At 57.8% G+C, this 25048-nt stretch carries 24 protein-coding genes; 9 read left to right on the forward strand and 15 right to left on the reverse strand.

Annotation, left to right across the window (positions count from 1 at the left end):
• Positions 1-363: 363 nt before the first annotated feature.
• The 9 genes from AC13D2_RS17725 to AC13D2_RS17765 form a co-directional block, all read right to left on the reverse strand.
• Positions 364-1077 (reverse strand): ABC transporter ATP-binding protein, encoded by a 714-nt coding sequence (locus tag AC13D2_RS17725; protein WP_075195476.1) that lies wholly within the window; start codon positions 1075-1077, stop codon positions 364-366.
• Positions 1074-1841 carry an ABC transporter ATP-binding protein gene (locus AC13D2_RS17730; RefSeq protein ID WP_482938964.1) on the reverse strand — a complete coding sequence of 256 codons (768 nt, stop codon included), beginning with the start codon at positions 1839-1841 and terminating at the stop codon, positions 1074-1076. Before AC13D2_RS17730 ends, AC13D2_RS17725 begins: the two co-directional genes overlap by 4 nt.
• 2 nt (positions 1842-1843) lie before the next feature.
• The gene (locus AC13D2_RS17735; RefSeq protein WP_317307200.1) at positions 1844-2800 is read right to left on the reverse strand and encodes a branched-chain amino acid ABC transporter permease; all 957 of its coding nucleotides are present in this window, start codon (positions 2798-2800) and stop codon (positions 1844-1846) included.
• Between the two features lie 13 nt (positions 2801-2813).
• On the reverse strand, positions 2814-3677 hold the full coding sequence (locus AC13D2_RS17740) for a branched-chain amino acid ABC transporter permease (protein ID WP_075195473.1): 864 nt from the start codon (positions 3675-3677) through the stop codon (positions 2814-2816).
• Positions 3678-3775: 98 nt separating this feature from the next.
• Positions 3776-4951 carry an ABC transporter substrate-binding protein gene (locus tag AC13D2_RS17745; RefSeq protein ID WP_317307199.1) on the reverse strand — a complete coding sequence of 392 codons (1176 nt, stop codon included), beginning with the start codon at positions 4949-4951 and terminating at the stop codon, positions 3776-3778.
• Positions 4952-5187: 236 nt separating this feature from the next.
• Positions 5188-6648, reverse strand: a complete 1461-nt coding sequence (locus tag AC13D2_RS17750) for a benzaldehyde dehydrogenase (RefSeq protein WP_317307198.1) — start codon at positions 6646-6648, stop codon at positions 5188-5190.
• Between the two features lie 30 nt (positions 6649-6678).
• Positions 6679-8244, reverse strand: coding sequence for a GMC family oxidoreductase (locus tag AC13D2_RS17755; protein ID WP_317307197.1), 1566 nt, complete (start codon positions 8242-8244; stop codon positions 6679-6681).
• Between the two features lie 15 nt (positions 8245-8259).
• On the reverse strand, positions 8260-8856 hold the full coding sequence (locus AC13D2_RS17760) for a gluconate 2-dehydrogenase subunit 3 family protein (RefSeq protein ID WP_317307196.1): 597 nt from the start codon (positions 8854-8856) through the stop codon (positions 8260-8262).
• Between the two features lie 55 nt (positions 8857-8911).
• Positions 8912-9823, reverse strand: coding sequence for a transporter (locus AC13D2_RS17765; protein ID WP_482938965.1), 912 nt, complete (start codon positions 9821-9823; stop codon positions 8912-8914).
• A 338-nt stretch (positions 9824-10161) separates the two neighbouring features.
• On the opposite strand from AC13D2_RS17765, the gene AC13D2_RS17770 reads away from it, so the two are divergent.
• Complete coding sequence (locus AC13D2_RS17770) at positions 10162-12060, forward strand: sigma-54-dependent Fis family transcriptional regulator (RefSeq protein WP_317307194.1); 1899 nt, start codon at positions 10162-10164, stop codon at positions 12058-12060.
• 46 nt (positions 12061-12106) lie between these two features.
• Here the strand turns inward: AC13D2_RS17770 and AC13D2_RS17775 are convergent, their stop codons facing one another.
• The 5 genes from AC13D2_RS17775 to AC13D2_RS17795 all read right to left on the reverse strand — a co-directional run bounded on the left by AC13D2_RS17775 (position 12107) and on the right by AC13D2_RS17795 (position 16804).
• Positions 12107-13033 carry a methyl-accepting chemotaxis protein gene (locus tag AC13D2_RS17775; RefSeq protein ID WP_317307193.1) on the reverse strand — a complete coding sequence of 309 codons (927 nt, stop codon included), beginning with the start codon at positions 13031-13033 and terminating at the stop codon, positions 12107-12109.
• Positions 13034-13198: 165 nt separating this feature from the next.
• The gene (locus AC13D2_RS17780; protein WP_317307192.1) at positions 13199-13987 is read right to left on the reverse strand and encodes an alpha/beta fold hydrolase; all 789 of its coding nucleotides are present in this window, start codon (positions 13985-13987) and stop codon (positions 13199-13201) included.
• Between the two features lie 14 nt (positions 13988-14001).
• Complete coding sequence (gene pcaF / locus AC13D2_RS17785; protein WP_407070162.1) at positions 14002-15204, reverse strand: 3-oxoadipyl-CoA thiolase; 1203 nt, start codon at positions 15202-15204, stop codon at positions 14002-14004.
• Between the two features lie 8 nt (positions 15205-15212).
• Complete coding sequence (locus tag AC13D2_RS17790) at positions 15213-15989, reverse strand: CoA-transferase subunit beta (RefSeq protein WP_286749953.1); 777 nt, start codon at positions 15987-15989, stop codon at positions 15213-15215.
• The gene (locus tag AC13D2_RS17795; protein WP_482938966.1) at positions 15989-16804 is read right to left on the reverse strand and encodes a CoA transferase subunit A; all 816 of its coding nucleotides are present in this window, start codon (positions 16802-16804) and stop codon (positions 15989-15991) included. The genes AC13D2_RS17790 and AC13D2_RS17795 overlap by 1 nt, the downstream gene beginning before the upstream one ends.
• A gap of 197 nt (positions 16805-17001) precedes the next feature.
• Here AC13D2_RS17795 and AC13D2_RS17800 point away from each other — a divergent pair, with 197 nt between their 5' ends.
• Positions 17002-17781, forward strand: a complete 780-nt coding sequence (locus AC13D2_RS17800) for an IclR family transcriptional regulator domain-containing protein (RefSeq protein ID WP_482938967.1) — start codon at positions 17002-17004, stop codon at positions 17779-17781.
• Between the two features lie 2 nt (positions 17782-17783).
• Here AC13D2_RS17800 and AC13D2_RS17805 read toward each other — a convergent pair whose 3' ends face one another.
• Positions 17784-18686, reverse strand: coding sequence for a LysR family transcriptional regulator (locus AC13D2_RS17805; protein ID WP_286749950.1), 903 nt, complete (start codon positions 18684-18686; stop codon positions 17784-17786).
• Positions 18687-18792: 106 nt separating this feature from the next.
• Here AC13D2_RS17805 and AC13D2_RS17810 point away from each other — a divergent pair, with 106 nt between their 5' ends.
• From AC13D2_RS17810 to benD, 7 genes are all read left to right on the forward strand, one after another.
• On the forward strand, positions 18793-19914 hold the full coding sequence (locus AC13D2_RS17810) for a muconate/chloromuconate family cycloisomerase (RefSeq protein ID WP_473804380.1): 1122 nt from the start codon (positions 18793-18795) through the stop codon (positions 19912-19914).
• Between the two features lie 48 nt (positions 19915-19962).
• Positions 19963-20253 carry a muconolactone Delta-isomerase gene (gene catC, locus AC13D2_RS17815; RefSeq protein ID WP_007152837.1) on the forward strand — a complete coding sequence of 97 codons (291 nt, stop codon included), beginning with the start codon at positions 19963-19965 and terminating at the stop codon, positions 20251-20253.
• 113 nt (positions 20254-20366) lie between these two features.
• A complete protein-coding gene (gene catA, locus AC13D2_RS17820; RefSeq protein WP_482938968.1) occupies positions 20367-21308 on the forward strand; it encodes a catechol 1,2-dioxygenase in 942 nt (313 codons plus the stop codon).
• Between the two features lie 32 nt (positions 21309-21340).
• Positions 21341-22732: a Rieske 2Fe-2S domain-containing protein gene (locus AC13D2_RS17825; protein ID WP_278368095.1), complete on the forward strand. Its 1392-nt coding sequence runs from the start codon at positions 21341-21343 to the stop codon at positions 22730-22732.
• A complete protein-coding gene (gene benB / locus AC13D2_RS17830; protein ID WP_075195455.1) occupies positions 22729-23220 on the forward strand; it encodes a benzoate 1,2-dioxygenase small subunit in 492 nt (163 codons plus the stop codon). Before AC13D2_RS17825 ends, benB begins: the two co-directional genes overlap by 4 nt.
• A 20-nt stretch (positions 23221-23240) precedes the next feature.
• Positions 23241-24269 carry a benzoate 1,2-dioxygenase electron transfer component BenC gene (gene benC / locus AC13D2_RS17835; RefSeq protein ID WP_075195454.1) on the forward strand — a complete coding sequence of 343 codons (1029 nt, stop codon included), beginning with the start codon at positions 23241-23243 and terminating at the stop codon, positions 24267-24269.
• Positions 24266-25045 (forward strand): benzoate diol dehydrogenase BenD, encoded by a 780-nt coding sequence (gene benD / locus AC13D2_RS17840; RefSeq protein ID WP_286749943.1) that lies wholly within the window; start codon positions 24266-24268, stop codon positions 25043-25045. Before benC ends, benD begins: the two co-directional genes overlap by 4 nt.
• The last annotated feature ends 3 nt before the right edge of the window (positions 25046-25048 follow it).

Genomic DNA, 25048 nt, shown 5'->3' on the forward strand with positions numbered 1-25048 from the left:
AGCCTTCGAGTTCCAGTTGATCGTTTACGGTCAGATTAAATGGGGCTGCGGGCTTGGGCACAATGGAAACCTATGCTTGCTGATCGATGAGTTCCCATTATAACCTTTATGAGACAGCGAATTAACCGAACGGAACACTAGTAATAAGGCATTTAAAGTACCGAGTTTCTCTGCGCTGCCTGGGGCGGTCTCAGTTTAAACATTGCTATCTGCTTCGATGATTCGTTAAGAACGCAGGCGGAAATATGTCCGGGTTATCCATTGTTCCGCGGGCATTTGAGAATGTCCGCGGAACAATGGTTCAAACCAATTGAGCGGCTACCACCTTAGATCGGATTCTGCAGCAGGCTGTTTGGGGTACATCTAAACACTAAGTGCGGTTTCGACCTTTTCCAGATTCTGGTCCAGTTCTTCGGAGCTGCCATCAAAGTGAACCTGTCCTTTCACCACCACCACATGACGGTCACAGAGCTTTTTCAGCGCCTTGATGTTCTTGTCCACGATCAGTGTGGAAATGCCCGACTCACGAATGGTGGCAATCACGTTCCAGATGTCCTGGCGGATCAGCGGCGCCAGACCTTCGGTTGCCTCGTCCAGAATCATCAGTCGGGGATTGGTGACCAACGCGCGACCGATCGCCAGCATCTGCTGCTCGCCCCCGGACAACTCCGTACCCAGGTTTGACAGGCGCTCCTGAAGGCGCGGAAAGGTATCCATGACCCGATCGAAATTCCAGCCGGTGTTGCCGTTGCTGTCGGGGCGGGCGGCCATTTGCAGGTGTTCCTTCACCGTCAGATTGTGGAACATGCCCCGGCCTTCGGGAACATAGGCTATGTCGCGGCGCATCCGCTTCCAGGTCGGCAGGTTGCTGATGTCCTGTCCGTCGAAATACACATGACCACTGCGGGGCGGCACGATGCCAAGAATGGACTTGAGCGTGGTGGTCTTGCCCATGCCATTACGCCCCATCAGGCTCATGGACTGCCCCTTATCCAGCCGGAACGACAGATCGTGAAGGATGTGGCTTCGGCCATACAGGGTGTTGAGGTTTTTAACTTCCAGAAGACTGTTGCTCATGCCGCTTCCTCCTCGTCTTCCTTGCCCAGGTAGGCTTCTTTCACCCGGGGCTCGTTACGTACTTCATCCACGGTGCCGGTGATCAGATGGGTGCCGTTGTCCAGTACGGTCAGCTGGTCGGAGAGCTCGAAGATGGCATCCATATCGTGTTCCACCAGCACAATGCTGTAGGTCTGCTTGAGTTCGTTCAGCAGCTCGATAATGCGCTGGGACTCCTCGTGACCCATGCCCGCCATAGGCTCATCCAGCAGCAGGATGCAGGGGTCGGTTGCCAGCACCATCGCCAACTCAAGCTGGCGTTGCTCACCGTAGGATATTTCCGCTGCGACGGTGTGGATGCGGCTATCGAGCCCCACCTGGCACAGCGCTTTTTCAGCCGCTTCCCGAACCAGTTTGTTGGAATGCCGCGACGCGAACAGATTGAAGCTGCCGGTGAAGCGGCGTTGAGCGGCTACGGCGCAGTTTTCCAGACAGGTGACATCGGCGTAGATGTTGGTTTTCTGGAAACTGCGGCCAATGCCCCGGCGCACAAATTTCCAGGGTTTCATGCCCTCAATCTGATCGCCCTTGTGGAAAATACACCCGCTGGTCGGTTTCAGTGTGCCGCACAGCATATTCAGCAGCGTACTTTTGCCCGCGCCGTTGGGACCGACCACGCCGTGCAGTTGTCGGTCATGAAACTGCAGGGAAATGTCGTTGAGTGCCTTGATGCCGCCCCAGTGTTTGCTGAGGGATTCGGTTTCCAGAATGATGTCGTTGGCCATGATTATTTCTCCAGCAGCTTTTCAAGGTAACCGGCCAGGCCTTTGCGCAGCAGCAGGACCATCAGGATGATGGCGGCGCCCATGAACAGCATCCAGTCTTCGCTCATGTGCTCGAAGAAATACTGCAGACCCTCATAAGTGATGGTGCCAAGGATGGCGCCATAGATGGTGCCCATGCCACCGAGAATGGACATCACCAGGGCGGTGCCGGACATTTCCCAGGTCATGAACTGCGGATTGACGTAGCCGTACTGCAGGGCGAATAACAAACCGGCGTAGGCCGCCAGGGTGCTGCCAATGATGTAGCTGATCAGTCGGAACGCGAAGATGTTATAGCCCAAGGCCTCGGTGCGTTCCGGATTCAGGCGGCTGGCTTCCACAATCCGGCCAAAGCGCGAACGCAGGATGATCTTGATGGCCAGCAGGGTGACCAACACCGCCAGCAGCGACAGGTAATAGAAGTGCGTGGGGTTATCCAGGTTCAGGAAGTTCAGGCCAAAGATGCTGGTTTCCGGCTTCATGAAAATGAACAAGCCGTCGTTGCCCCCGAATTCCAGCGAGTCGAAGAAGAAGTAGTAGGCCATCTGCGAGATGGCCAGGGTGATCATGATGAAATAGATGCCGGAGGTTCGCAGCACCACAACACCGACAACCAGAGCGACCACAGCGCTGATACCCATGATGTACAGGGCGTAGAGCCAGAAGTTGACGGCTTCGTATTCCGGAGTAACGATCACGAACAGGTAACCACCCAAGCCGTAGAAGAGTGCGTGCCCCAAGGTCACCAGGCCAACACGCCCTACCAGAAAATCCAGTGACATCACGAACACCGCCAGAATCAGGATGGTGGTGGCTTTGCCGACGAAGAACGAATTGTCCTCAAGGAACAGAGGAATACAGAGGGCGATCACAAGGAAGATCGCCAGAAAAATGCGCTCGGTGCGTTTCTCGAAAATCATGTTCGGCTCCCGCTTACTTGGCGAACAGGCCCTGGGGCTTCACCAGCAGCACCAGGATCATAAAGATGTAGATAATCATGTTGGACATGGTGGGCATCAGTACCGCAGCGAATGTGCTGATAACCCCCACCAGGAGGGCTCCCACAAAGGCGCCTTTGATCGAACCCATGCCGCCGATGACCACCACCACGAAGCAGGTAATCAGGACGCTTTCGCCCATACCCGGAACAATGGAGCGCATGGGGGCGGCGATAATGCCAGACACCGCGGCCAGCATGACGCCAATCGCAAACACGATGGTGTAGAGGCTTTTGATATTGACGCCCAGGGCTTCCACCATTTCCCGGTTGGATTCTCCGGCACGGATCAGCATGCCCAGGCGGGTCTTGCTCACCACGAAATAAAGCGCGGCGGCGATGGCGATACAGATGAATGCCGCAAAGATGCGGTAAACCGGGTAACTGGAGTTGTCGGTGAAGGGTACGGAACCGCTCAGCGCGTCAGGAACCGCGACGCCATAAGGGTCGTTGCCCCAGAGAATGCTTTGCAGCGAGTTGAACACGAAGATCATGCCGATGGTCAGCAGTACCTGGTCCAGGTGGTTGCGGTTGTACAACCGCTGTATCAATACCCGTTCGATCAGTATGCCCAGGCCGAGGGCGATGACCGCCGAGAGAATGGCGGATACCGTAAAGCTGCCGGTTACCGCAACGAAGTACCACACCAGATAGGCACCGACCATGTACATGGAGCCATGGGCCAGGTTAAGGATGCCCATGACACCAAACACCAGGGTCAGGCCGGAGGCGATCAAAAACAGAAGCAACCCATACTGGAGACCATTAATAAGTTGCACGAAGAAAAGTTCGGTAGACATAGTGATACCCAACGGTTTTACGGATAAGTCAGTTCAGGTGTGGGCAAGGGAGCTTCAGATGAGCCCCCGGCTTTCGCCGGGGGATTCAGAGCCCGTGCTTAGAGCTTGCAGCCACGGGCAGGGTCTTCCAACGCTTCGGCGGCGATGCTCTGCACCACGTTCACGCCATCTTTCACTTCCCGCAGGTAGATGTTCTGAATCGGATTGTGTGCCTTGGAGAAGGTGAATTCTCCACGCGGGCTATCGATGGTCAGCTTTTCCATGGTGCTGATCACGGCCTGCTTGTCTGAAATATCACCCTCAAGCTGGTCGATGGTGTTGGCGATGGCCTGGCCCGCGTCGTAGCCCTGGACCGCATAGATGTCCGGGTAGTGGCCGTACTCGGTGTTGAAGGCTTCGCGGAACTCCTGGTTTTTGGGGACATCCAGTTGTTCTGCGTAGTGAAGGCCGGTCATCACACCTTCGGCAGCGTCGCCCTGGGCCTGCAGGGTGCCTTCAGTAAGAAAGCCGGAACCCAGCAGCGGAATCTCGCCGCGCAGGCCCATGGCGTCGTAGTCCTTCACAAATTTGATGGCGCCACCACCGGCAAAGAAAGTGAAGACCGCGTCAGGGTTGGTGGCGGCGATGTCGCTGACGTGCGACTGGAAGTTGGTAGACGGGAACGGCAGCAACACCTTCTCGACAATTTCACCACCACCGGCGGTAAAGGATTCTTCAAAGGCGTCGAGGCTTTCACGGCCCATGCCGTAGTTCCAACTGATGGCGTAAACTTTCTTGTAGCCCTTATCCAGAGCCACTTTGCCCATGGGGTAGGACGGCTGCCAGGATGAGAACGATGTCCGGAAGATATTTGGTGCGCACAGAGGGCCAGTGGCGGCCGCGGATCCGGCATTCGGGATAATCATGATGGTGTCCTTGCCGCGCAGCATCTTGATCATGCCCATGGCCACGCCGGAATGAACCGGGCCAATCACGAAGTCCGCTTCGTGCTGATTCAACAGCGAGGAAGCCAGCTCCGGTGCCCGTGAAGGTTTGGCTTCAGTGTCCAGCTCGATGTACTCAATGTCAGCACCGTGTAACTGTTCGGCGTGTTCTTTCAGGGCCAGTTTCAGGCCATCGCGGCCGGCTTCGCCCAGTTGTGCGTAGATGCCGCTGAACGGAAGCATGAGTCCGACCTTTACCGGATCGCCAGCGGCCGCCAGGGCAGACGTTGAAAGCCCGGCGGTAAGGGTGGTTGCCAGTACAGCACCGGCAAGCGTTTTGATCCTGCTCATTTCAACACCTCAGATTGTTGTTGTGGGTTCTGTCATTAGAGGCGTGAAGGGGCTGCGGAGATATCCGTTTTCTGCACAGAGGTGTCCGGTGTTTGCAGAGGGATCCACTGAATTGTGGAGTTCAGGCACTTGAAACATAAAAAAAGCCCGAAGAGCTGCGGAGCTCCTCGGGCAAGAGCAGATCGTCCCCTCAGGGATCGCCACTCAACAAGGAAAAGCGGAGTTCAGGTCGATTATCAGAAAGGGTATTGGATGCCTTCTTCCATAACGCTGACCCACTGGCTGGTGGTGAACTCTTCAATGTTTGCCGGTCCGCCAAAACGGCCGCTGTTGCCAGAACTGCCCATGCCGCCGAAGGGCACCTGGAATTCGTTGTTCACTGTTTGATCGTTAATGTGGACCATTCCCACCTGAATTTGATTGGCAATTTTCAGAGCACGCTCTGTTGATCCCGAATGGATGGCAGCCGCCAGACCATACGGTGATTCGTTCACCAGAGCGCAGGCGCTTTCATCAGAGTCGAAGGTCATCACTGGCGCAACCGGGCCGAAGACTTCTTCGGAGAAAACGGGCATGTCCGGGGTGACGTCTGCAATGACGGTGGCCTCGTAATAGTTGCCGTTACGTTTTCCGCCAACGACGATTCTGGCGCCCATCTCGACTGAGCGGTTGACGATGTCCTCGACACGTTTTGCCTGAACCTCGTTGATCAGGGGGCCGAGGTGAACCTGTTCCTGCGCTGGGTTACCGTAAGCAAGGTTCCCGGCGCGAGAGGCTAGGCGTTCAATGTACTCATCAGCCACCGAGCTGTGGACCAGATGCCGCCCGGTCTGCATACAAATTTGCCCCTGATGCAGGAACGAGCCCCAGGCCCCACAGGAGCTGGCGATGTCCAGGTCCGCGTCCTCAAGCACCACCTGAGCGTTGTTGCCGCCGAGTTCCAGTGCCGCTTTCTTTAGCATTCGGCCACAGGTTTCACCAATCTTCTTGCCCACGGCGGTTGAGCCGGTGAATGAGATCATCTTGACCAGCGAGTGCTCTACCAAGGCCTGGCCGACTGCTGGCCCGCCTGGCAACACGTGAAATACACCCTTCGGGAGCCCGGCATCTTCCAGAACCTGTGCCATCAGCACACCACCACAAATACTGCTCTTGGGATCGGGCTTCAGTATCACGCAGTTACCCATGGCCAATGCAGGGAACACAGACCGCATGGCAAGAAGGATAGGGAAGTTCCAGGGGGCTATAACGCCCACGGTGCCAATGGGCACTCGCTTCCAGTAATTCCGCTTCCCAGGCATGTTGGATGGAAATATTTCGCCACTGGGTTGCATGGGCAGAGCGGCTGCCATCTGGGCCTGTTCATAGGTGGCCTGCAACTCCCAGTCCGCCTTCGGGCCTATGGAACCGCACTCACGGGTGTTCCAGCCGTTGATCTCGTCAGCCCGCTCCTTGAGCAGGGCCGCTGCTCTGCGCAGAATCTCTGCTTTCTGGTCAAACGGAACGGCCATCCACTGCTTCTGGGCCTCGTTGGCAATCTTGGCGGCCCGGTCAACATCAGCCGGGGTGGCCGCTTTCAGTTGTGAAATGACGTCTCCGGTTGCGGGTTCCATAACGTCAACCTGCTCGCCTTCCCCAATCTGCCATGAGCCCAGGAAAAGATGCTGTTGCCACACAGGGTTTACTGGCATGTCCATGGTATGTGCTCCTAAACGCTTTTATCGTAATCAGGCATGGGCCCGGTTGATCTGGTCGCTGATGTAATGGGCCAGTGCGTACACGGTTTCCGAAGGGTTGTAGCCGATCGATGTAGGCAGCAGGCTTGCATCCACGATGTAGAGGTTTTTCACCTCGTGGGTTTCACCCATGGGCGAAACCACCGTGGTCTTTGGGTCCGCGCCCATGCGGCAGGTGCCTTGAGGGTGGAAAGACGTGTAACGGTAGCGCGCCGGTTCATTGTCGAGGCTATCGATCACCGCATCGATCTGATCCGCACTATCGATGGTCAGTTTCTGGGACGTGGGGATATAGAGTTGCTTGGCGCCGGCGGCAAACAGCACCCGGGCATTGGTTTTAAGGCCTTCCTTCATAATCTCGAAGTCGGCATCGTCCACGAAGTATTTGATTTCCTTGACGCCGTTCTTCCAGTTCACCTCCCCCACGTTCTGGTCGTGGATGAGGGTAATAAGGCGAACGGTATTCCGGTATTTCGACATGTAGGACGCGTAGGGTTTGCCGGTGCCCGGCTCCACCTGGAAGCTGGCCTCTACCGGGTCCTGAATGGCATCCAGTAACAGGTAACCACCGTCCTTCGGCATGGTGTACTTGTCCATGTACAGCGAATGAGTGGCGCCGTAAAAGTTGTCGACATTCTCCTCGAACATACCGGTGACCGACATGGTGGGGTGGCAGGCGAAGTTCTTGCCAACCTGGCCGTTACCATTGGCCAGATTGCTTTTCTGCAGCAGGATGGGCATCTGGATCGGTCCGGCGGCACCGACCACAATCGGGGCATTAACCCTGAGTTTGCTTTTGACGGTCTTGCTTTGTTGGTCGACGATTTCCGCCAGCACGCCGGTTGCCTTTCCATTTTCCGCCAGGATTTGCGTGGCCCGGGTGTCGGAGTAGATGGTTGCACCGTAGGCCACGGCCCAGGGCAGGTAAGTAATGAGCATGGACTGTTTGCGATCCGACTTGCAGCCGGCGAAACAGAAGCCGGTCATGGCGCAGTTGCGGATGTTGCGTACGGCATTGCCCTCCGGCAGGTTCAGTCTCTTCATGCCGCTCTTGAGCAGTTGGGCGCCGGGGCTGGTTTCAAAGGCCTTGTTGGGGGAGATGCCGAGATTGGCCTCGACTTTCTCGAAGTATGGGCGCATGACCTTGGGAGTCAGGTTTGTCAGCCCGAACTCTTTTGCCCACCGGTCCAGATAATAGTCAGGGGTGCGGAAGCACAGTGCGGCATTTACAACGGTAGAGCCACCCACACAGGCCCCCTGCAGGATCGAGATGTCACCGGCGGAATTGGCCTGGCCGCCTTGGTCCGCGTAAAGCTGGTCCATGGACACGGCCATCATTTCGGTGAATTTTTCGGAAGGCACGTAGGGGCCGGCTTCCAGAACCACCACTTTTTTGCCCGCCTTCGCCAGCTCATAGGCGGCAATGGCACCGCCAGCGCCAGAACCGATGATCACTGCGTCTGCATTGAGTTCAATGTTCTCACTGGTGACATCAGACGCCTGGGTTACCTGCAAACCGTGGGCAGGCACGTTTTTAGCCTTGATTGTGTCTTGCATGATCTACTCCCGCCTTCAGCTTTTCGGTAGAGGGGCGTTGCCCAACGATTCCAGGTTCCATTTATCCGTTACCGGGCCGCCGTATCCCAGGGGCTCCCAGGTGGGAGGGTTCGCCCAGTAGGCCAGACCAACCAGCTTTTTCAGGCCCATGGCAAGTGCCCGGTGGGGCACCTCATCGGAATCGGCCCAGGTGTCACAAAAGGCTGCGGCTTGCTTGTCGGATAATTCCACAAAGGGCTTGCCATACTCGGCTTTGGGGCCGTCATTGAAGTAAGCGATACCACCTTTCAGACCTTCCAGGATATGGGGTTCCATGGTGGCCAGCAGTGCGGCATCCAGAGTCTGCATCACTGGAATCTCGCTGGCGGGAACCAGGCCGGTGCCCTCGCTCGCCAGCGCCACCTGCATCAGTCGGTGCATGACCTGGTATTCGCTGGCGGACATGACCTTGATACCTTCGGGCATGGACGCGAACGCATTCGCTGCACCCAACAGCCCGGTACCGATGGAGGCCGCCACCGCAAGTCCGCTGGCGGCCTTCAGGAAGCTGCGGCGGCTTAAGCGATTGATTTGGTCGATGGCTTCTTTGGTCTCTTCGCTCATCTGACTCATAGTCTTCTCCGGAATCATTGCCTGGGTTAGCAGGCTCTTTCTTGTGAATATGGGCTCAGAATACCTTCAGTACGCGGAAGTTCACGCGGGTATCCTCTTCGAACCCGTTTTCCACGTTAATGTCCTGGCCGGCCTGAACCTGCAGTTGCACGGTCGGGTCGACAAAGGTGGCATAGGTGGCCAACCAGCGGTTGGTGTTGACGCGGTCGTCCTGATCCTGTCCGCCAACGGTGGTTTCGCCTCCAAAGGAATGGTAGTAGGAAAGGGCAACATGGCTTTGCTTGGATAACAGGTAACGCAGATGACCCTGCAGGCTTTGGGCATCTTCCTGTTCGCGTTCGAAGCCCAGGAAATCGTCATTGTCTCCATACACGGAATACTCCGCGATCAGGTCCAGGACCACACTGTTGCTCAAATGTTTGACGTAGGCCGCCTGAAAAATGCCTTTCCAGCGGTTCTCGCCAATGTTCACCGGCCCCTTATTCTCATCGTACTGGCCAATAGGCACAGAGGCGAAAGCGGACAGGCCAACCCATTGCTGATTATCGGGGTTATTGAGAACCCAGGCAGTTGCACCAACGATAGGGTCGCCGACACCGCTTTCCGACGTGGGCTGAAGTGGGCCAAACGGTTCCTCCAGTTCCACCTTGCCGAAAGGCACAATGATCTGTGGGTCCACAATCACACCACCAATGTCCATGTAGTGAACGAAACGGGCGAGACCGATGGTGGTATCCAGTCCAGCATCCACGGGCACCTTGTCGCCATCAGCGTAGACGGTGTCACGGGTGGCATATTGTCCATAGAGAATGCCAAGATTCACGCCTGCTGGCAGCGGTGTGTAGTCGCCTGGGTCAGTGGCAATTTCGGCTGCTTGGGTCGTGGCGGTGAAAAGGCCGGTGGCAAACACTAGGGCAGAACCCATGGCAAATGATTTGGATGGTATGTTCTTTAAGGTCGATCGCATGGTTGGTCTCCAGATTTCGTGTTGTTTTTGTCAACGCGAAAACGGATAGCGATGATCGTGCCAGTAATTTAAGTTTATGAAAAAATGTTTTAATTCATAAGTCTAAGTGGTTGTGGCTATTTGGAGAGGGGGCTGGGCGAAGTCATGAATGTCCCAATCCGAGAAACACCGAGACACTGTCTCATAATGAGACAGTGCGTGGCATACCAACGAATTTCCACGCAATCGTTACAAATAAACGTGTTAAAGTTTCACGGGTATGACAACAAGAGCCGACATGGCCAGAACGCAGGGTCGCATCAAACGAAGATAATCAGCCCTGCGAGAGAGGTAACATTATGAACGCCATTATTCCTGCCGACCACAGGCGAGCCAAGGCACGTGAAACGTTTTTCGAACATGGTCAGATTCCAACGGGCTTGATTGACGATGCTATTGTCAATTCCTGGCAGCGTTGTTCCGCAGCGAGCAAAAACGTCAGTGAACGGGTTCAATTCGACACTGTGTCCAGAAGCGGTCTGTTGGAGCTCATGGACAGCAACCAAATCCTGCTGGAGGCGGCCACCCAGCCGTTGGAACAGTTAGGCCAGACCGTTAATGGCGCCGGCTATTCCGTCCTACTGACGGATGACAAAGGGGTTGCTCTGGCGGCGCGACGTTCGGGGCGATGCGCTAACACTCTGATTAACGGTGCGTTCCGGCAGGGCGTCAACCTTTCCGAGGCGACCATCGGCACTTCTGCGATGTCTTGTGCCGTGTCAGAACGGCGTCCTGTACTGGTCTCTGGAGTTGAGCACTACCTGCATGCCAACCGGGTATTCAATTGTGCGGCTTCTCCCATTGTCGACCCCATGGGCCGGGTACTAGGTGCCATCGATATTACCCGTGGTAATCCGCTGGAGCCGGGAAGCGCTCTTTCGTTGGTGCAACAGTGTTCGGCTCGGGTCGAACGCCAGTTGATGGGGATGTTGTCGCCCTGGCTCATGGTCAGCCTAGGTTGGGAACAGAATGATCTTCGTGCCTCTGGTGATCTACTGGTAGCGCTTGGGCAGGAGGGGCAGGTGCTGGGTCTGTCGCCGCGTGTGCGTGAGTTGACGGGGCTGGCCTCAACGGATGAGACGTTGTGCTTTCAGGATCTGTTTGACCTGCGCTTTGATGAGCTGGTCGATGGGTTTCGTGGTCGGAAGCAGCCGATGACGGCCAGGATGCACTCCGGGCTGTCATTTTCGCTTCGCCCGGTGAATACCGATGCTCGAAAAACCGTCAGGCGCAGTTCTGCGAATCCTCCGGCGAAGCGTTTGCCGGACTCCACGGATTTTGGTGATCCTGCCATCAGCCGTCAGGCCACCCTTGCAGGCAGAGCGATGGAGAAGGGATTGCCGGTGCTGATACTGGGAGAGACCGGAACCGGGAAGGAAGTGATGGCGAAATCGCTTCATAGTGGCAGCATGTCTTCCTCCGGCACGTTCGTTGCCATCAACTGCGCCGCCATCCCGGAGTCGCTGATTGAAGGCGAATTGTTTGGCCATGCCGAGGGTGCCTACACGGGTGCTCGGCGAGGGGGTGCTCCTGGCAAGATTGAGCATGCGGATGGTGGCACCCTGTTTCTGGACGAAATTGGTGACATGCCGTTGGGACTTCAGTCGCGGTTATTGAGAGTGTTGGAAACTCGGGAAGTGACCCGTCTCGGAAGTGCAACACCGAAGCCGGTCCGTTTTCAGTTGATCTGCGCAACCCATCGGAACCTATCGGAAGCCGCCCAAAACGGGGATTTCCGCGAAGACCTGCTCTATCGCATTAAAGGTATGACAGTACGCTTGCCAAGGCTGGCGGAACGTTCGGACCTGCAAAACTTCATTGTCGACCGGTGCCGGGCTCTGACACAGGGCAGTCGCGAGCTCTCACAAGACTGTCTGGATGGATTGATCCGTTACGACTGGCCGGGAAATGTCCGTGAGCTCATTTACGCTCTGACCCATGCCGACGCACTGGCGGAGCCTGATGAAGTGCTGGAACTTTGCCATTTGCCGGAAGAAATAGCGGCCCCGACAACCGTGGCCGTTGGAAGCAATCGTACGGTGAATAGAGGCGGTACCCTCAAGTCCCTGGAACGTAATGTTATTGACGAAGCGCTGGCTATTGAGGGAGGCAATGTCAGCCGGGCAGCGAAACGGCTGGGCATTGGTCGAGCGACACTGTATCGCCGCTTCAAAGCCAGCAGTGAGAACGGGCCCTAATGTCTGTGGTTGTCACTCGGCGGAGGGAAGGGCCCGGCAACACGGATCAGCGTGCAGTACTGAGGTCGGTATAAAGCTGATCGGTAAGCTCGCGCTGCACCTGCAAGCGCTCGGTAATTCCCTGCACCACTTCCATTCGGGCCACGGCCCCGGCCTGAATATCCTTCATTGCCTGTAAGGCTTCACCGGACTGGCCCAGGCACTGGTTGCACGACTCGCGGATTCTCTCCATGCCATTGCCCGCGTCCACCGACGTGGTTGTCAGGCTGTTGGCGATGGCGCGAATGCCTTCGCTGGATTCGTTGGCACGAACCGCAAGATGGCGCACTTCGTCTGCCACCACGGCGAACCCCCTGCCATGTTCCCCCGCCCGGGCGGCTTCAATGGAAGCGTTCAGGGCCAGCAGATTGGTCTGTTTGGCAATATCCTGAATGTTGCCGACGATGGTGCCAATTTCCTCGGACTGTGTACCCAGTTGTGTGAAGACCTCGTCAATGCGTCCCATGAAGTCGGCCAGCTCCCGGATGGAGGCTTCGGAGTCGGAAATGCAGCTGGCGCTGTGGGTGACCTTGGCGCCCGATGCCTTGGCGAGTTTGCCGGCCTCGCCCATTTCTTCCAGGATGACCTCGACATTATTGCGCAAATCGTCGAGGTGGCTGATAAGCATGGGGTCGGGGGCTAACGGTTGCTCTTGCAGGTTGGTTTCCGGCACCGGCTCTGCGACAGGTTCCGGTACGGGCACCGGTATTTCCTCACGGACGGTGATAACCTCTGGCTGCCATTTCACGCAGAGGGCGAGAGCGGCGGCAACAAGACCCAGGGTCAGAGTTGCGGCAACAACCTGAAGGAGGCTGCCTGCCGTGGCAAGCAGCAATACGATGCCCACTAACGCCAGGATCAGTGCGCCGTAGATGGGAGTTTTGGAGGTTCCGGAGTGTGTCGGTTCCTGTTCGAACGCGAGGGTGTCGGCCATAGTGGTGTTTCCGCAGGGCAATAGTTCTGATTGTGCTGAAACGCTAAGGCTTTTTTGGCGGCGCCACTATCCGCTGAGTGCAGAGGTGTGTCCGTATAGTGAAGTTGGGTGCTGGCGAGAGTAAAAGCCAGGCCGGGAGACGAACGGGCCTGGCTTTTATGTCGATCAGGCCAGGTTGTTGACCAGGATCTGGGTTAGCTTGTCCGGGCACTCAACGGAAGGCACGTGGCCAACCTGCTCCAGAATGACCGGCTCCACCGCGCCGCTGACGTCGGCCAGCGCCCTCAGGGTGTCTGGCGGTGTGGCCACGTCGTCGGACCCTCCCACCAACCGGAGTGGTACGCGTTGCTCGCCAAGCATTTTGCGGAAGTCGACCCGCCCCAGCATTTCGCACAGCAGGGCATAACTACGGTTATCGCCGCGCCCCATGATCACGCGCCAGCCTTCCACCAGCGCTGGTTGCTGTTCGCAGACGGCGGGGCCGAACCAGCGCGGCACAATATCCACCGCCATGGTGCTCAGGCCCAGTTCCAGAACGCTCGCAGAACGGGTGTTCCAGGCGTCGGGGGTGCCGATGACGGCTCCGGTGTTGGTGAGTGTGGCGGACAGCAATCGGTCTGCATGCATGCTGACGAGCTGTTGGCCAATCACGCCCCCGATGGACGTGCCCGCGAAGTGGAAACGCTGTGCCTCGGCGGCAGTGGCGAGTGCGAGGGCCTCCTGTGCCAGATCTTCAGGGGCGATCTGGTCACTGGCCTCTGGCCAGGCCGCGCTGGCGCCATGTCCTGGCAAGTCCCAGGTGAGTACCCGGAAGCTGTTCAGCAGTGCAGGGAGCATGTCGTCCCACACGGCCTGCGTCATGCCCAGGGGGTGTGCCAGCATCAGCAGCGGTTTCGCGCTATCACCGAGCAGGCGGTAACAGACAGTGCGGCCGTTATGTTTCAGAAAAGCCATGGTAGCTCCTTGCCTCAGACGCGTTCGATAAGTGTTGCAATACCCTGGCCGACGCCCACACACATGGTGCAAAGCGCGTATCGGCCGCCGGTGTGTTGCAGCTGGTGGGCTGCCGTTTGCAGCAGTCGTGCGCCAGACATGCCCAGTGGATGCCCAAGGGCGATGGCGCCGCCGTTCGGGTTGACCCGGGGGTCGTCGTCGGTAACGCCCAGTTCCCGTAGTACGGCCAGTCCTTGCGCGGCAAAGGCTTCGTTCAGTTCGATCACGTCGATGTCGTCAATGCCGATGCCTTGCTTCTCCAGCAGTTTTCGAACGGCGGGGACCGGGCCAATGCCCATAATACGCGGTTCCACGCCGGCCGTGGCCATGCCCAGGATGCGGGCCATGGGTTTCAGGCCGTGGGCTTTTACCGCGTTTTCACTGGCAACCAGCATAGCCGCGGCACCATCGTTGACGCCGGAGGCATTGCCGGCTGTCACGCTTCCGCCTTCCCGGAAAGGGGTTGGCAAGGAGGCGAGTTTCTCCAGGGTGCTTGCACGGGGGTGTTCGTCGGCATCGAATACCAGCGGGTCCTGTTTTCGGCGCGGTATGGATACCGGCACGATTTCTTCTGCGAAGCGGCCTTCCTTCTGTGCCCGGGCGGTTTTTCCCTGGGAACGGAAGGCAAACAGGTCCTGATCTTCCCGCGACACCTGGTACTGCTCGGCGACGTTTTCCGCGGTTTCCGGCATGGAGTCGATGCCGTATTGCTTCTTCATCAGCGGGTTCACGAAGCGCCAGCCGATGGTGGTGTCTTCGATCTTCTGACCCCGTGAAAAAGCCGAGTCGGCCTTGCCCATCACATAGGGCGCACGGGACATGGATTCCACGCCGCCGGCCAGCACCAGCTCCATTTCGCCGGCGCGTATGGCACGAAAGGCGGTGCCCACTGCGTCCATGCCGGAGCCACACAGGCGGTTTAGGGTAGTGCCGGGCACGGAGGTGGGCAGGCCTGCGAGCAGGGCAGACATCCGGGCGATATTGCGGTTGTCTTCACCGGCCTGGTTGGCAGACCCCATCATCACCTCGTCGATGGCAGCGGGGTCGAGTTCCGGGGCCTGTTCCAGTACAGCCTTGAAGATATGCGCCGCGAGGTCATCGGGGCGAACGCTGGCCAGGGTGCCGCCGAAACGGCCAATGGCCGAACGGCGGGGGTGGCAGAGATAAACGTCAGTCATGATAGTCCTCACTGTTGGCCGGCATGATGTGCATGTGTGCGCGCTTTCAGGTCACGCAGGATGTCCAGCTCTTTGGCACTGGGTTCCGGCGTTGTTTCCAGCTGTTCTGCAAACCGGATCTCCCAGCCAGTCGCTTCGATCACTTCTTCCCGGGTTACGTTCGGGTGTAAGGATGTGACCACCAGTTCTTTGGTGTCCGGATCGGGCTTGAGAATGCACAGATCGGTAATCACCACCGTGGGGCCGCGACCGATATTAGGGACATTATCCCGTGCGGTGCCGTCACGTCCAAAGCCAACGGTGGTGACGAAGTCCACGTCCTTCACGAAGGTGCGTTTGGAATGCTTCACGGTAATGAACACTTCCTTCGCGTTGGTGGCAATCTCAGGGGCACCGCCACCGCCTGGCAGCCGCACTTTCGGTTCGCGGTAGTCTCCAATCAGGGTGGTGTTGAGGTTGGCGAAACGGTCGATCTGGGCGGTACCCAGGAAGCCGACACTGATGTGGCCGCCCTGGAGCCAGTAGCGGAACATCTCCGGAACGCCGACGGTGGTCAACGCCGATTCGCACAGTTCGCCATCACCGATGGACAGTGGAAGAACGTCCGGCTTGGTCTGCAGGGTGCCGGATTCGTAAATCAGGGTGACGTCGGGCGCGTGGGTCAGGCGTGCCAGATTGGCGGCCTCACTGGGCAGGCCGATACCGACGAAACAGGTCATGTCGTTGGTCAGTGCACGGGCGGCAGTGACGCTCATCATTTCCGAAGAGGTAAATTCAAGGCTCATCACGCAGCTCCTTTTTCAAATACGTTGTCTTTCAGCCATCCCTGGAAGGTTTCCCGGTCCCGGGCGATGCCGTCCCACTCTTTGTAGAAAGCGTTGTCGCGGTCGTAATAGCCCAGCGCATAGGACGGGCTGGCGCCTTTCGGGGCCTCAGCAATGGCCGTAACCGCCCAGGACGGCAACACGCAGGCGTTCACCGAAGCGCCCAGATCGTCCACCACTTCTTCAACGGTAACGATGCTGCGCTTGGCGGCTAGAACCACTTCTTTCTGGATACCCACAATGCCTTCTATCAGTACGTTGCCTTTGCGGTCGGCCCGCTGGGCATGAATCACAGCAACGTCCGGACGTACCGATGGCACGGCGGCCAGGCGCTCTCCGGTGAACGGACACTCGATGAATTTGATCTGGTCATTCACCTTTGGCAGATCGCTGCCCACGTAGCCACGCAGCACTGCCAGTGGCAGGCCGGCAGCACCGGCTTCATAGGCGCAGGCCATGGCAGCGTGGCTGTGCTCCAGGATCTCCAGTTTATTCGGCCAGCCTTTCTCGACGGCATCTCGCAGGCGATGCAGCGAGCCCACGCCTGGGTTGCCGCCCCAGGAGAAGATCAGTTTCCGGGCGCAACCCGCACCGATCATCTGGTCGTACACCAGATCCGGTGTCATGCGGATGAGTGTCAGGTCGCGCTTTTCCTGGCGAATGATTTCGTGGCCCGCGGCGAAGGGGATCAGGTGCGTAAAGCCTTCCATACAGACCGTATCGCCATTGCTGATATAGCGGCTCACGGCTTCCTTGAGAGAGAGAAATTCAGCCATTACAGAATCTCCAGTGCAGTGCATTGTTGAAAAGTTCGATATACGAACATAAGTTTAATATGCGAACATAATGACTCGAAGGTTTTGTCGTCGTCAAGTACAAATTTTCACCAGTTACCAAAAATGCACGGATGTTCGGATAGCGAACGAGCTGTTACCATTCGAACAGGCTGTGTTCAGGCGAGTAAGGAGCAGGAATGGACGATCAGGTTCTCAGGCCCGGAGACCGGGATTATGTAGGTGCGCTGGCGTCAGGGCTGGAGGTGTTGCAGGCGTTTGACGCTGAGCATCCACGGATGACCCTGAGCGAGGTGGCGACACGGACGGATATGGACCGGGCCAAGGCGCGTCGTTTCCTGCTTACTCTTCACGCGCTGGGGTTCGTAAAACGTAACGGCCGACAGTTCGAGTTGACCCCTCGCGTCTTGCAGCTGGGCTATGCCTACCAATCGTCGAATCAGTACCGGGCGGTAATCCAGCAATACCTTGAGGACGTTACGGCCGAGTTGGGTGAGTCATCCTCACTGGCGGTGCTGGACGGTGACGATGTGGTGTACGTGGTGCGCTCTTCGGCCCGACACCGGCTGATGGCGATTACCCTCTCGGTGGGTACACGACTTCCGGCGGCCTATACCTCTATGGGCCGGGTGCTGCTGGCGCAGTTGCCGGAAGCGGAGCTGGAGACGTTTCTTCTTCGCGTGAAGCTCGAGCCCTATACCGCTTCTTCCATTACCAATGCCAATGCCCTGAAGAAAGACATTGCGAAGGTCCGAGAGCAGGGCTATTCGATTGTGGATCAGGAGCTCGACTCAGGCCTTCGTTCCGCTGCGGTGCCGGTGTTTGCCGGCAATGGCGAGCTGCTGGGCGCGATCAATATCAGTACCAATGCGGCGCGGGTGGATATGGAGACACTGATGGGGGTGTATTTGCCCCGGTTGCAGCAGGCGGCCGAGGCGGTACGGCGAACGACCCGCTGAAATCACGGATACCGGCCCGTCAGCCGGTTTTCCACCAGCTCATCCAGAATCGTGTTCGCCAGCCGCATCACCGCATTGGGGTTTTCTCCCCGTCGCCGTGACGCAATGACCGGTACGCTGATGTTGTCATCTTCCAGGGGCATATAGTCCACTCCCTCCCGGTGCAACCGCCGGACCTGCTCCGGCACCAGGGTAAAACCCATGTCCGAAGCCACCAGTGACAGCGCCGTCTGCACGTCGTTGACTTGCTGCATCACGTTGACTCGCAGGCCTCGGCGGTGGAAAAGGCCCTGGGTCAGATCGGCGAAGTTCGGTCCCGGGCCGGACGGGAAGGTGATCATCGGCCATTCCGACAGCTCCTTCATCGATGGCGGATGCCGGGTCAGGGGGTTACCAGCAGGAATGGCGGCAATCATGGGTTCGTCAAACAGCAGTTCCTGCTCAACGTCCGGGTCTTCGATGCGCACCCGGCCAAAACCGATATCAATCTTCCCCGATTTCAGCGCATCTACCTGCTCCCGTGTTTTCAGTTCGTGCAGGATGATTTCCAGGTTCTTGTTGCGCCGCAGGCGTCTGACCATCAGTGGCAGTTGCCCGTAGAACACGGAGGGGACGAAGCCGATGGAAAAAACGGTTTTGCGGTGTTGGGCGATCCGGCGGGTGTCGCTGACGGTTGCGGCCATCTTGCCGAGAATCTGCCGTGCCTGCTCAAGAAAGTATTCACCGCCGGTCGTTAATACCAGCCCCCGGGGCTTCCGGATGAACAGCGCAACCCCCACTTCTTCTTCCAGCTGTTTGATGGCACGGGTCAGAGGTGGCTGGGCGATAAACAGCTTTTCCGCAGCACGGGTGAGGTTCAGTTCCTCTGCCACCGCCACGAAGTAGCGCAAGTGTCTCAGCTCCATCCATACCTCCAGGGTATCGCTTCGTACTTAATCAATATTGGTTCCCATACGTGAAACTTCGTACTGTCCGAATGACAGGTATTTTAACTTGCGATTCGGAGAGCACATGTCCGCCACCATTCAGTCCATTGAAGCCATCCTGGTCGATATCCCGACCATCCGGCCGCACAAACTATCCATGACAACCATGGGGGTTCAGACCATGGTGATCGTGCGGATGAAGGATTCCGATGGCCTGGAAGGTTTGGGTGAAGCCACCACGATCGGTGGTCTGGCCTACGGCCCGGAAAGCCCCGAGAGCGTGAAACTTACCATCGACACCTATTTCAAGCCACTGCTGATCGATCAGCCAGCGGATGCCATCAATACTCTTAGGGTAAGGCTAAACCGTGCGACCCGCGGAAACAACCTGGCCAAGTCCGCCATTGAAACCGCGCTGCTGGATCTGCAGGGAAAGCGCCTGAATCGTCCGGTTTCCGATCTGCTCGGCGGCGCTCTGCATCAGCACATTCCGGTGCTCTGGACGTTGGCCAGTGGCGATACCGCCAAAGATATCGATGAGGCGCACAGTCTGATCGCGCAACAACGCCACTGCGATTTCAAGCTGAAAATTGGTTCTCGCGCGGTGATGGATGATGTGCGCCATGTGGCGGCTATCAAGGAAGCCGTGGGTGAGCAGGCCAGTGTGCGTGTTGACGTCAATCAGGCCTGGGATGAAGCCACGGCAGCCAAGGGTATGGCTGAGTTGCAGGCCGCCGGCATTGATCTGGTGGAGCAGCCTACCCCGATGAAGGATTTTGGCGCCCTGGTACGCCTGTCTGAAAAATTCCATATCCCGATTCTGGCCGATGAATCCGTAGCCGACGCCAAGGACCTGTTTGCCCTGGCGGCCGGAGGATTCGCCGGTGCGGTGGCGATGAAAATTGCCAAGGCTGGCGGCCCGATCCGGGCGTTGGAACAGGCGATGGTTGCCCAGTCCGCAGGACTCGGACTGTACGGCGGCACCCTGCTGGAAGGCACCATCGGTACCGCCGCGTCCCTGCACGCCTGGTCCACGCTGGAAACCCTTCACTGGGGAACAGAGATGTTCGGCCCGCTACTGATGAAAGACGACATCGTGGTGCGCCCGCTGAACTTCCACACCAACGGTGTGGACCTGCCGCAGGGCCCGGGTCTGGGGGTCGAGATTGATGAAGACAAGCTGGCGGTCTATCGCAGAGACGCATAGGGCGCCGGCCGTAAGTACGCCGCAAGAATGAATAACGGAGGAAAGCACATGCTGTTCAAAGTTGAGATGAAGGTGAACATCCCCCACGACATGCCCGCCGATGTGGTGGCGGACATCAAGGCCCGGGAAAAGGCCTATGCCCAGGACCTGCAGGAAAAGGGCAAGTGGCGACACCTGTGGCGTGTGGCGGGTAGCTACGCCAACGTCAGTATTTTTGATGTGGAGGACAACGCCGAGCTGCAGGACCTGGTCGGCAACCTTCCGCTGTTCCCGTACATGGATATCACCGTTGCGCCCCTGTGCCGTCACCCGTCATCCATTCACGAGGATGACCGTTAACGGGCGTAATCAGCCAATACCGGCGCCCAATGTTTTCAGGCGCCACACAGAACTTGTTGCCAATTGATTGGGATGTCTGGAGCAACAACAACAAAAGACCGAGGAGACCAACAATGACCGTTAAGACCATGCAATCCGCAGATGTGAAGGAACTGCTGGAGAAAGTAGCCGGCTTCGACAAGGACGGTGGCAATGAGCGTATGAAGAAGATCGTTCATCGCGTCATGCACGATATTTTCCAGATCGTGGAAGATTTCGATGTCACGCCCGAGGAGTTCTGGAGCGCCGTCTATTACGTGGGCGAACTGGGTGCAAATGGTGAATCAGCCCTGCTGGCACCAGGCCTGGGTATGGACCGTTACCTGGACATTCGCCAGGACGCCGAAGACGAGCAGGCCGGCCTGACCGGCGGTACGCCGCGCACCATCGAAGGCCCGCTGTACGTTGCCGGCGCCCCCATGAGCGAAGGCTTTGATCGCATGGACGACGGCTCCGACAAGGACGCCGAAGCCATCCTGATCAAGGGCCGAATCACCGATGAAAACGGTGAGCCGCTGGCGAACGCGGTCGTGGATATCTGGCACGCAGATACCAAGGGCGCCTACTCCTACTTCGACCAGTCGCAGAGCGAGTACAACCTGCGCCGTCGTATCAAAACCGACGCCGAAGGCCGGTACGCCGCCCAGAGCATCATGCCGTCCGGTTACGGTTGCCCGCCGGAAGGCTCCACTCAGCAGTTGCTGAACCACTTGGGCCGTCACGGTCAACGTCCGGCACACATTCATTACTTTGTGTCCAAGCCGGGCTACAAGCACCTGACCACACAGATCAATATTGCCGGTGACGAGTACACCTACGACGACTTTGCGTTTGCCACCCGCGAAGAACTGGTGGTTGCCGCCAATCGTGTTGAGCAGTCGGAAACAGGTGCACAGCATGGCGTGAACGGACCGATTACCGAGGTTGAGTTCAACGTCACTCTGGTTGCGACAGACAAGCCCGAGCTCCAGGAACGCCACGCACGCCGTCGCGCCCTGGAAACCGACGTTGCCTAAGCGCCACCCAAGAACAAGACGGAGTGAACGACATGACTAGCAAACTCGACAAGCTTGCAGACAAAGTACGCGACGCGGTGATCGCGGATCCGGAAACCGGCCGTTATCAGTGTGATCGGGGTATCTTCACCGACCAGGAACTGTTTGACCTGGAGATGAAGTACATCTTTGAAGGCAACTGGGTATACCTCGCCCACGAAAGCCAGATTCCGGAGCCGGGCGATTACTTCACCGTGACCGTGGGTCGCCAGCCGGTAGTAATCACCCGCACCAAGGATGGCGAGCTCAAGGCCATACTGAACACCTGCTCGCACCGTGGCGCCACCCTGTGCCGTAAAAAGCGTGGCAACAAGACCTCCTTTACCTGCCCGTTCCACGGCTGGACTTTCCGCAACGACGGTCAGCTTTTGAAGGCCAAGGACCAGAAGAAGGGCGGTTACCCGGAGCAGTTCAATACCGATGGCTCCCACGACCTGAAGCAAATGCCCAAGTTTGGCAACTACCGTGGCTTCCTGTTCGGCAGTCTCAATGCCGACGTGCTTCCGCTCGAAGAGCATCTGGGTGAAACCACCAAGATCATCGACAACATCGTGGATCAGTCGGAAGACGGCCTGGAGATCCTGCGGGGCAGTTCGACCTATACCTATGAAGGTAACTGGAAGCTGACCGCCGAAAACGGTGCGGACGGCTACCACGTGGGCACCGTGCACTGGAACTACCTCTCCACCATGGGCCAGCGTAATTACGACAAGGGCGGCACCGAAGCGGTGGATGCCAAGAGTTGGTCTGCCGAGGGTGGTTTCTACTCCTTCGAGAACGGCCACATGATGCTGTGGACCCGCTTGCTGAACCCGGAAGTGCGCCCGATCTTCAGCCAGCTGGAACGTCTGGAGAAGACCTACGGCGAAGCTCGTGCCGATTCCATCGTTCGTACCACCAAGAATCTGTGCCTGTATCCGAACGTCTACCTGATGGACCAGTTTTCGACTCAGATCCGTGTGACCCGGCCGATCGACGTCAACAAGACGGAAGTCACCATTTATGCCTTTGGCCCGAAGAATGAACCGGCAGATCTGCGCGCCAAGCGCATCCGTCAGTACGAGGATTTCTTCAACGTGACCGGTATGGGCACTCCGGACGATCTGGAAGAATTCCGTGCCTGCCAGAACGGTTACGAAGCCCAGGACATGCGTTGGAACGATATGAGCCGCGGTGCCGCCCACTGGATCGACGGCCCGGATGAGCACGCCAACCAGATCGACATGAAGCCGACCATGAGCGGCGCCCGCCCGGACGACGAAGGCCTGTATGTGAATCACCACAAACATTGGCAGGTTGAGATGACTCGCGCCATCGAGGCCGAGCGCGCCCGTTTCATTCCTTTGGCTTCGAGTTCAACAGATTCAGAGGAGGCTTCCGCATGAGCCTGAGCTATCACGATATCGAACAGTTCATCATCCGTGAGGCCCGTTTTCTGGACGACCGGGAGTGGGACAAGTGGCTGGAGTGCTACCACGAGGACGTCACCTACTGGATGCCGGCCTGGGACGATGACGATGAGCTGACAGAAGATCCGCAAAGCGAGATCTCGCTCATCTATTACCCCAACAAGGAAGGCCTGGAAGACCGGATCTACCGGATCAAAACCGAGCGTTCCGGCGCCAGTTCCATGCCCGAGCCGCGCACGACCCATTTCACCAGCAATCTGGAGATCCTGTCCCAGAACGAGAGTGAAGTGACGCTGCGGTTTAACTGGCTGACCAAGTCCTATCGCTACAAGAAAACTGCGGAATTCTTTGGAACGTCTTTCTACACCCTGGATGTCACCGGCGACCAGCCGCTGATCCGGGAGAAGAGGATGGTCCTGAACAACGATTGCATCAATCAGGTGCTGGACGTTTATCACCTGTAATTGATGGGGAGAGCATCATCATGAGTTATAACATCGCGCTTAACTTTGAAGACGGCGTTACCCGTTTTGTGTCCTGCAACGAAGGCGAGACGGTTCTGGACGCCGCCTACCGTTCGCAGATCAATCTGCCCATGGACTGCTCCGATGGCGTCTGCGGCACCTGCAAGGGTGCCTGCCGTCAGGGCGAGTTCGACATGGGTGATGAATACATTGACGAAGCGCTGTCTGACGAGGAAGCCGAGCAGGGCATGGTGCTGACCTGCCAGATGGTGCCCTCCAGTGATTGTGTGGTGGAAGTGCCAGTCGCTTCCACCATGTGCAAGACCGGCAATGCGGAAGTGGCAGGGACGGTGGCCGAGGTGAACCTGATCTCGCCCACGTCGATCGAGCTGAAGATCACGGCCGATGAAGACATTGCCTTTCTGCCGGGACAGTACGTGAACATTCAGGTTCCAGGCTCCGAAGAGACCCGGGCCTACTCCTTCAGCTCGCCGCCCGGCAGCCGCGATCTCAGTTTCCTGATTCGCAACGTGCCGGGCGGGCTGATGAGTTCGTGGCTCGTGGGCGAGGCGCGCACTGGTGACAAGGTGACCCTGACCGGCCCGATGGGCAGCTTCTATCTACGTCCCGTTGAACGGTCGATACTGATGCTGGCAGGTGGCACCGGCCTGGCGCCGATGCTGGCAAAGCTGGAGTATCTGAAAGCCAATGGCTGTGATCAGCCAACTCACCTGGTGTATGGCGTCAGCAATGACGATGACCTGGTGTGCCTGGATATTCTGGACCGTTTTGCCGCGGAGCTGGACAACTTCAGCTACGTGACGGTTGTTTCTGGCGAAGAAAGTGACCATCCGCGCAAGGGGTATGTCACCCAGCATATGGACGAAGCGCCGGTGAACGACGGCGACGTCGATGTCTACCTTTGTGGTCCCCCTCCCATGGTGGATTCCGTGCTCGGGTTCTTCCGTGAGAAGGGCATTGAACCGAACTCCTTCCACTACGAGAAGTTCACACCCAGTGCACCGTCGGCCAGGGAGAAGGTCGCATGAAAGACCGCTTCACCGACAAGGTCATGGTGATTACCGGCGCCGCCCAGGGGATTGGCAAGCGCGTGGCCGAGCTGGCCGCCGCCGAGGGCGCCAGGCTGCTTCTGGTTGATATTGCGGATTACGTTCAGGGCGTTGCCGCGGAGTTGCGTGACCAGGGGGCTGATGCCGTTGCTGTCCAGGCCAATCTGGAAACCTGGGTCGGTGCTGAAAGCGTTATGGCAGAAGCGCAGAAGCAGTACGGTCGCATCGATATTCTGATCAACAATGTCGGCGGTACGATCTGGGCACAGCCGTTTGAACACTACACCCCGGAGCAGATCGAGAAGGAAATCCAGCGTTCACTGTTTACCACGTTGTGGTGCTGCCGGGCGGTTCTGCCTCATATGCTTCAGCAGAAGGGAGGTGTCATCGTGAACGTATCGTCGGTGGCAACGCGCGGGCTGATGCGTGTGCCCTATGGCGCGGCCAAGGGCGGCGTGAATGCGATGACGGTGAACCTGGCCTATGAATACGCGCCGCACAATATCCGGGTAAATGCCGCCGCCCCCGGAGGCACAGAAGCGCCCCCGCGCCTGACGCCGCGCAATGCAAAAGAGCAGAGTGAGCAGGAGAAGGCCTGGTATCAGACGCTGATTGACCAGACCACGGAAAACAGCTTCATGAATCGTTATGGAACCCTGGACGAGCAGGCCGAACCGATTCTGTTTCTGGCGTCAGACTCTGCCAGCTATATTACTGGTACCGTTATTCCCGTTGCTGGGGGCGATCTGGGGTAGGCC

Source organism: Marinobacter sp. B-12, from assembly GCF_056857915.1.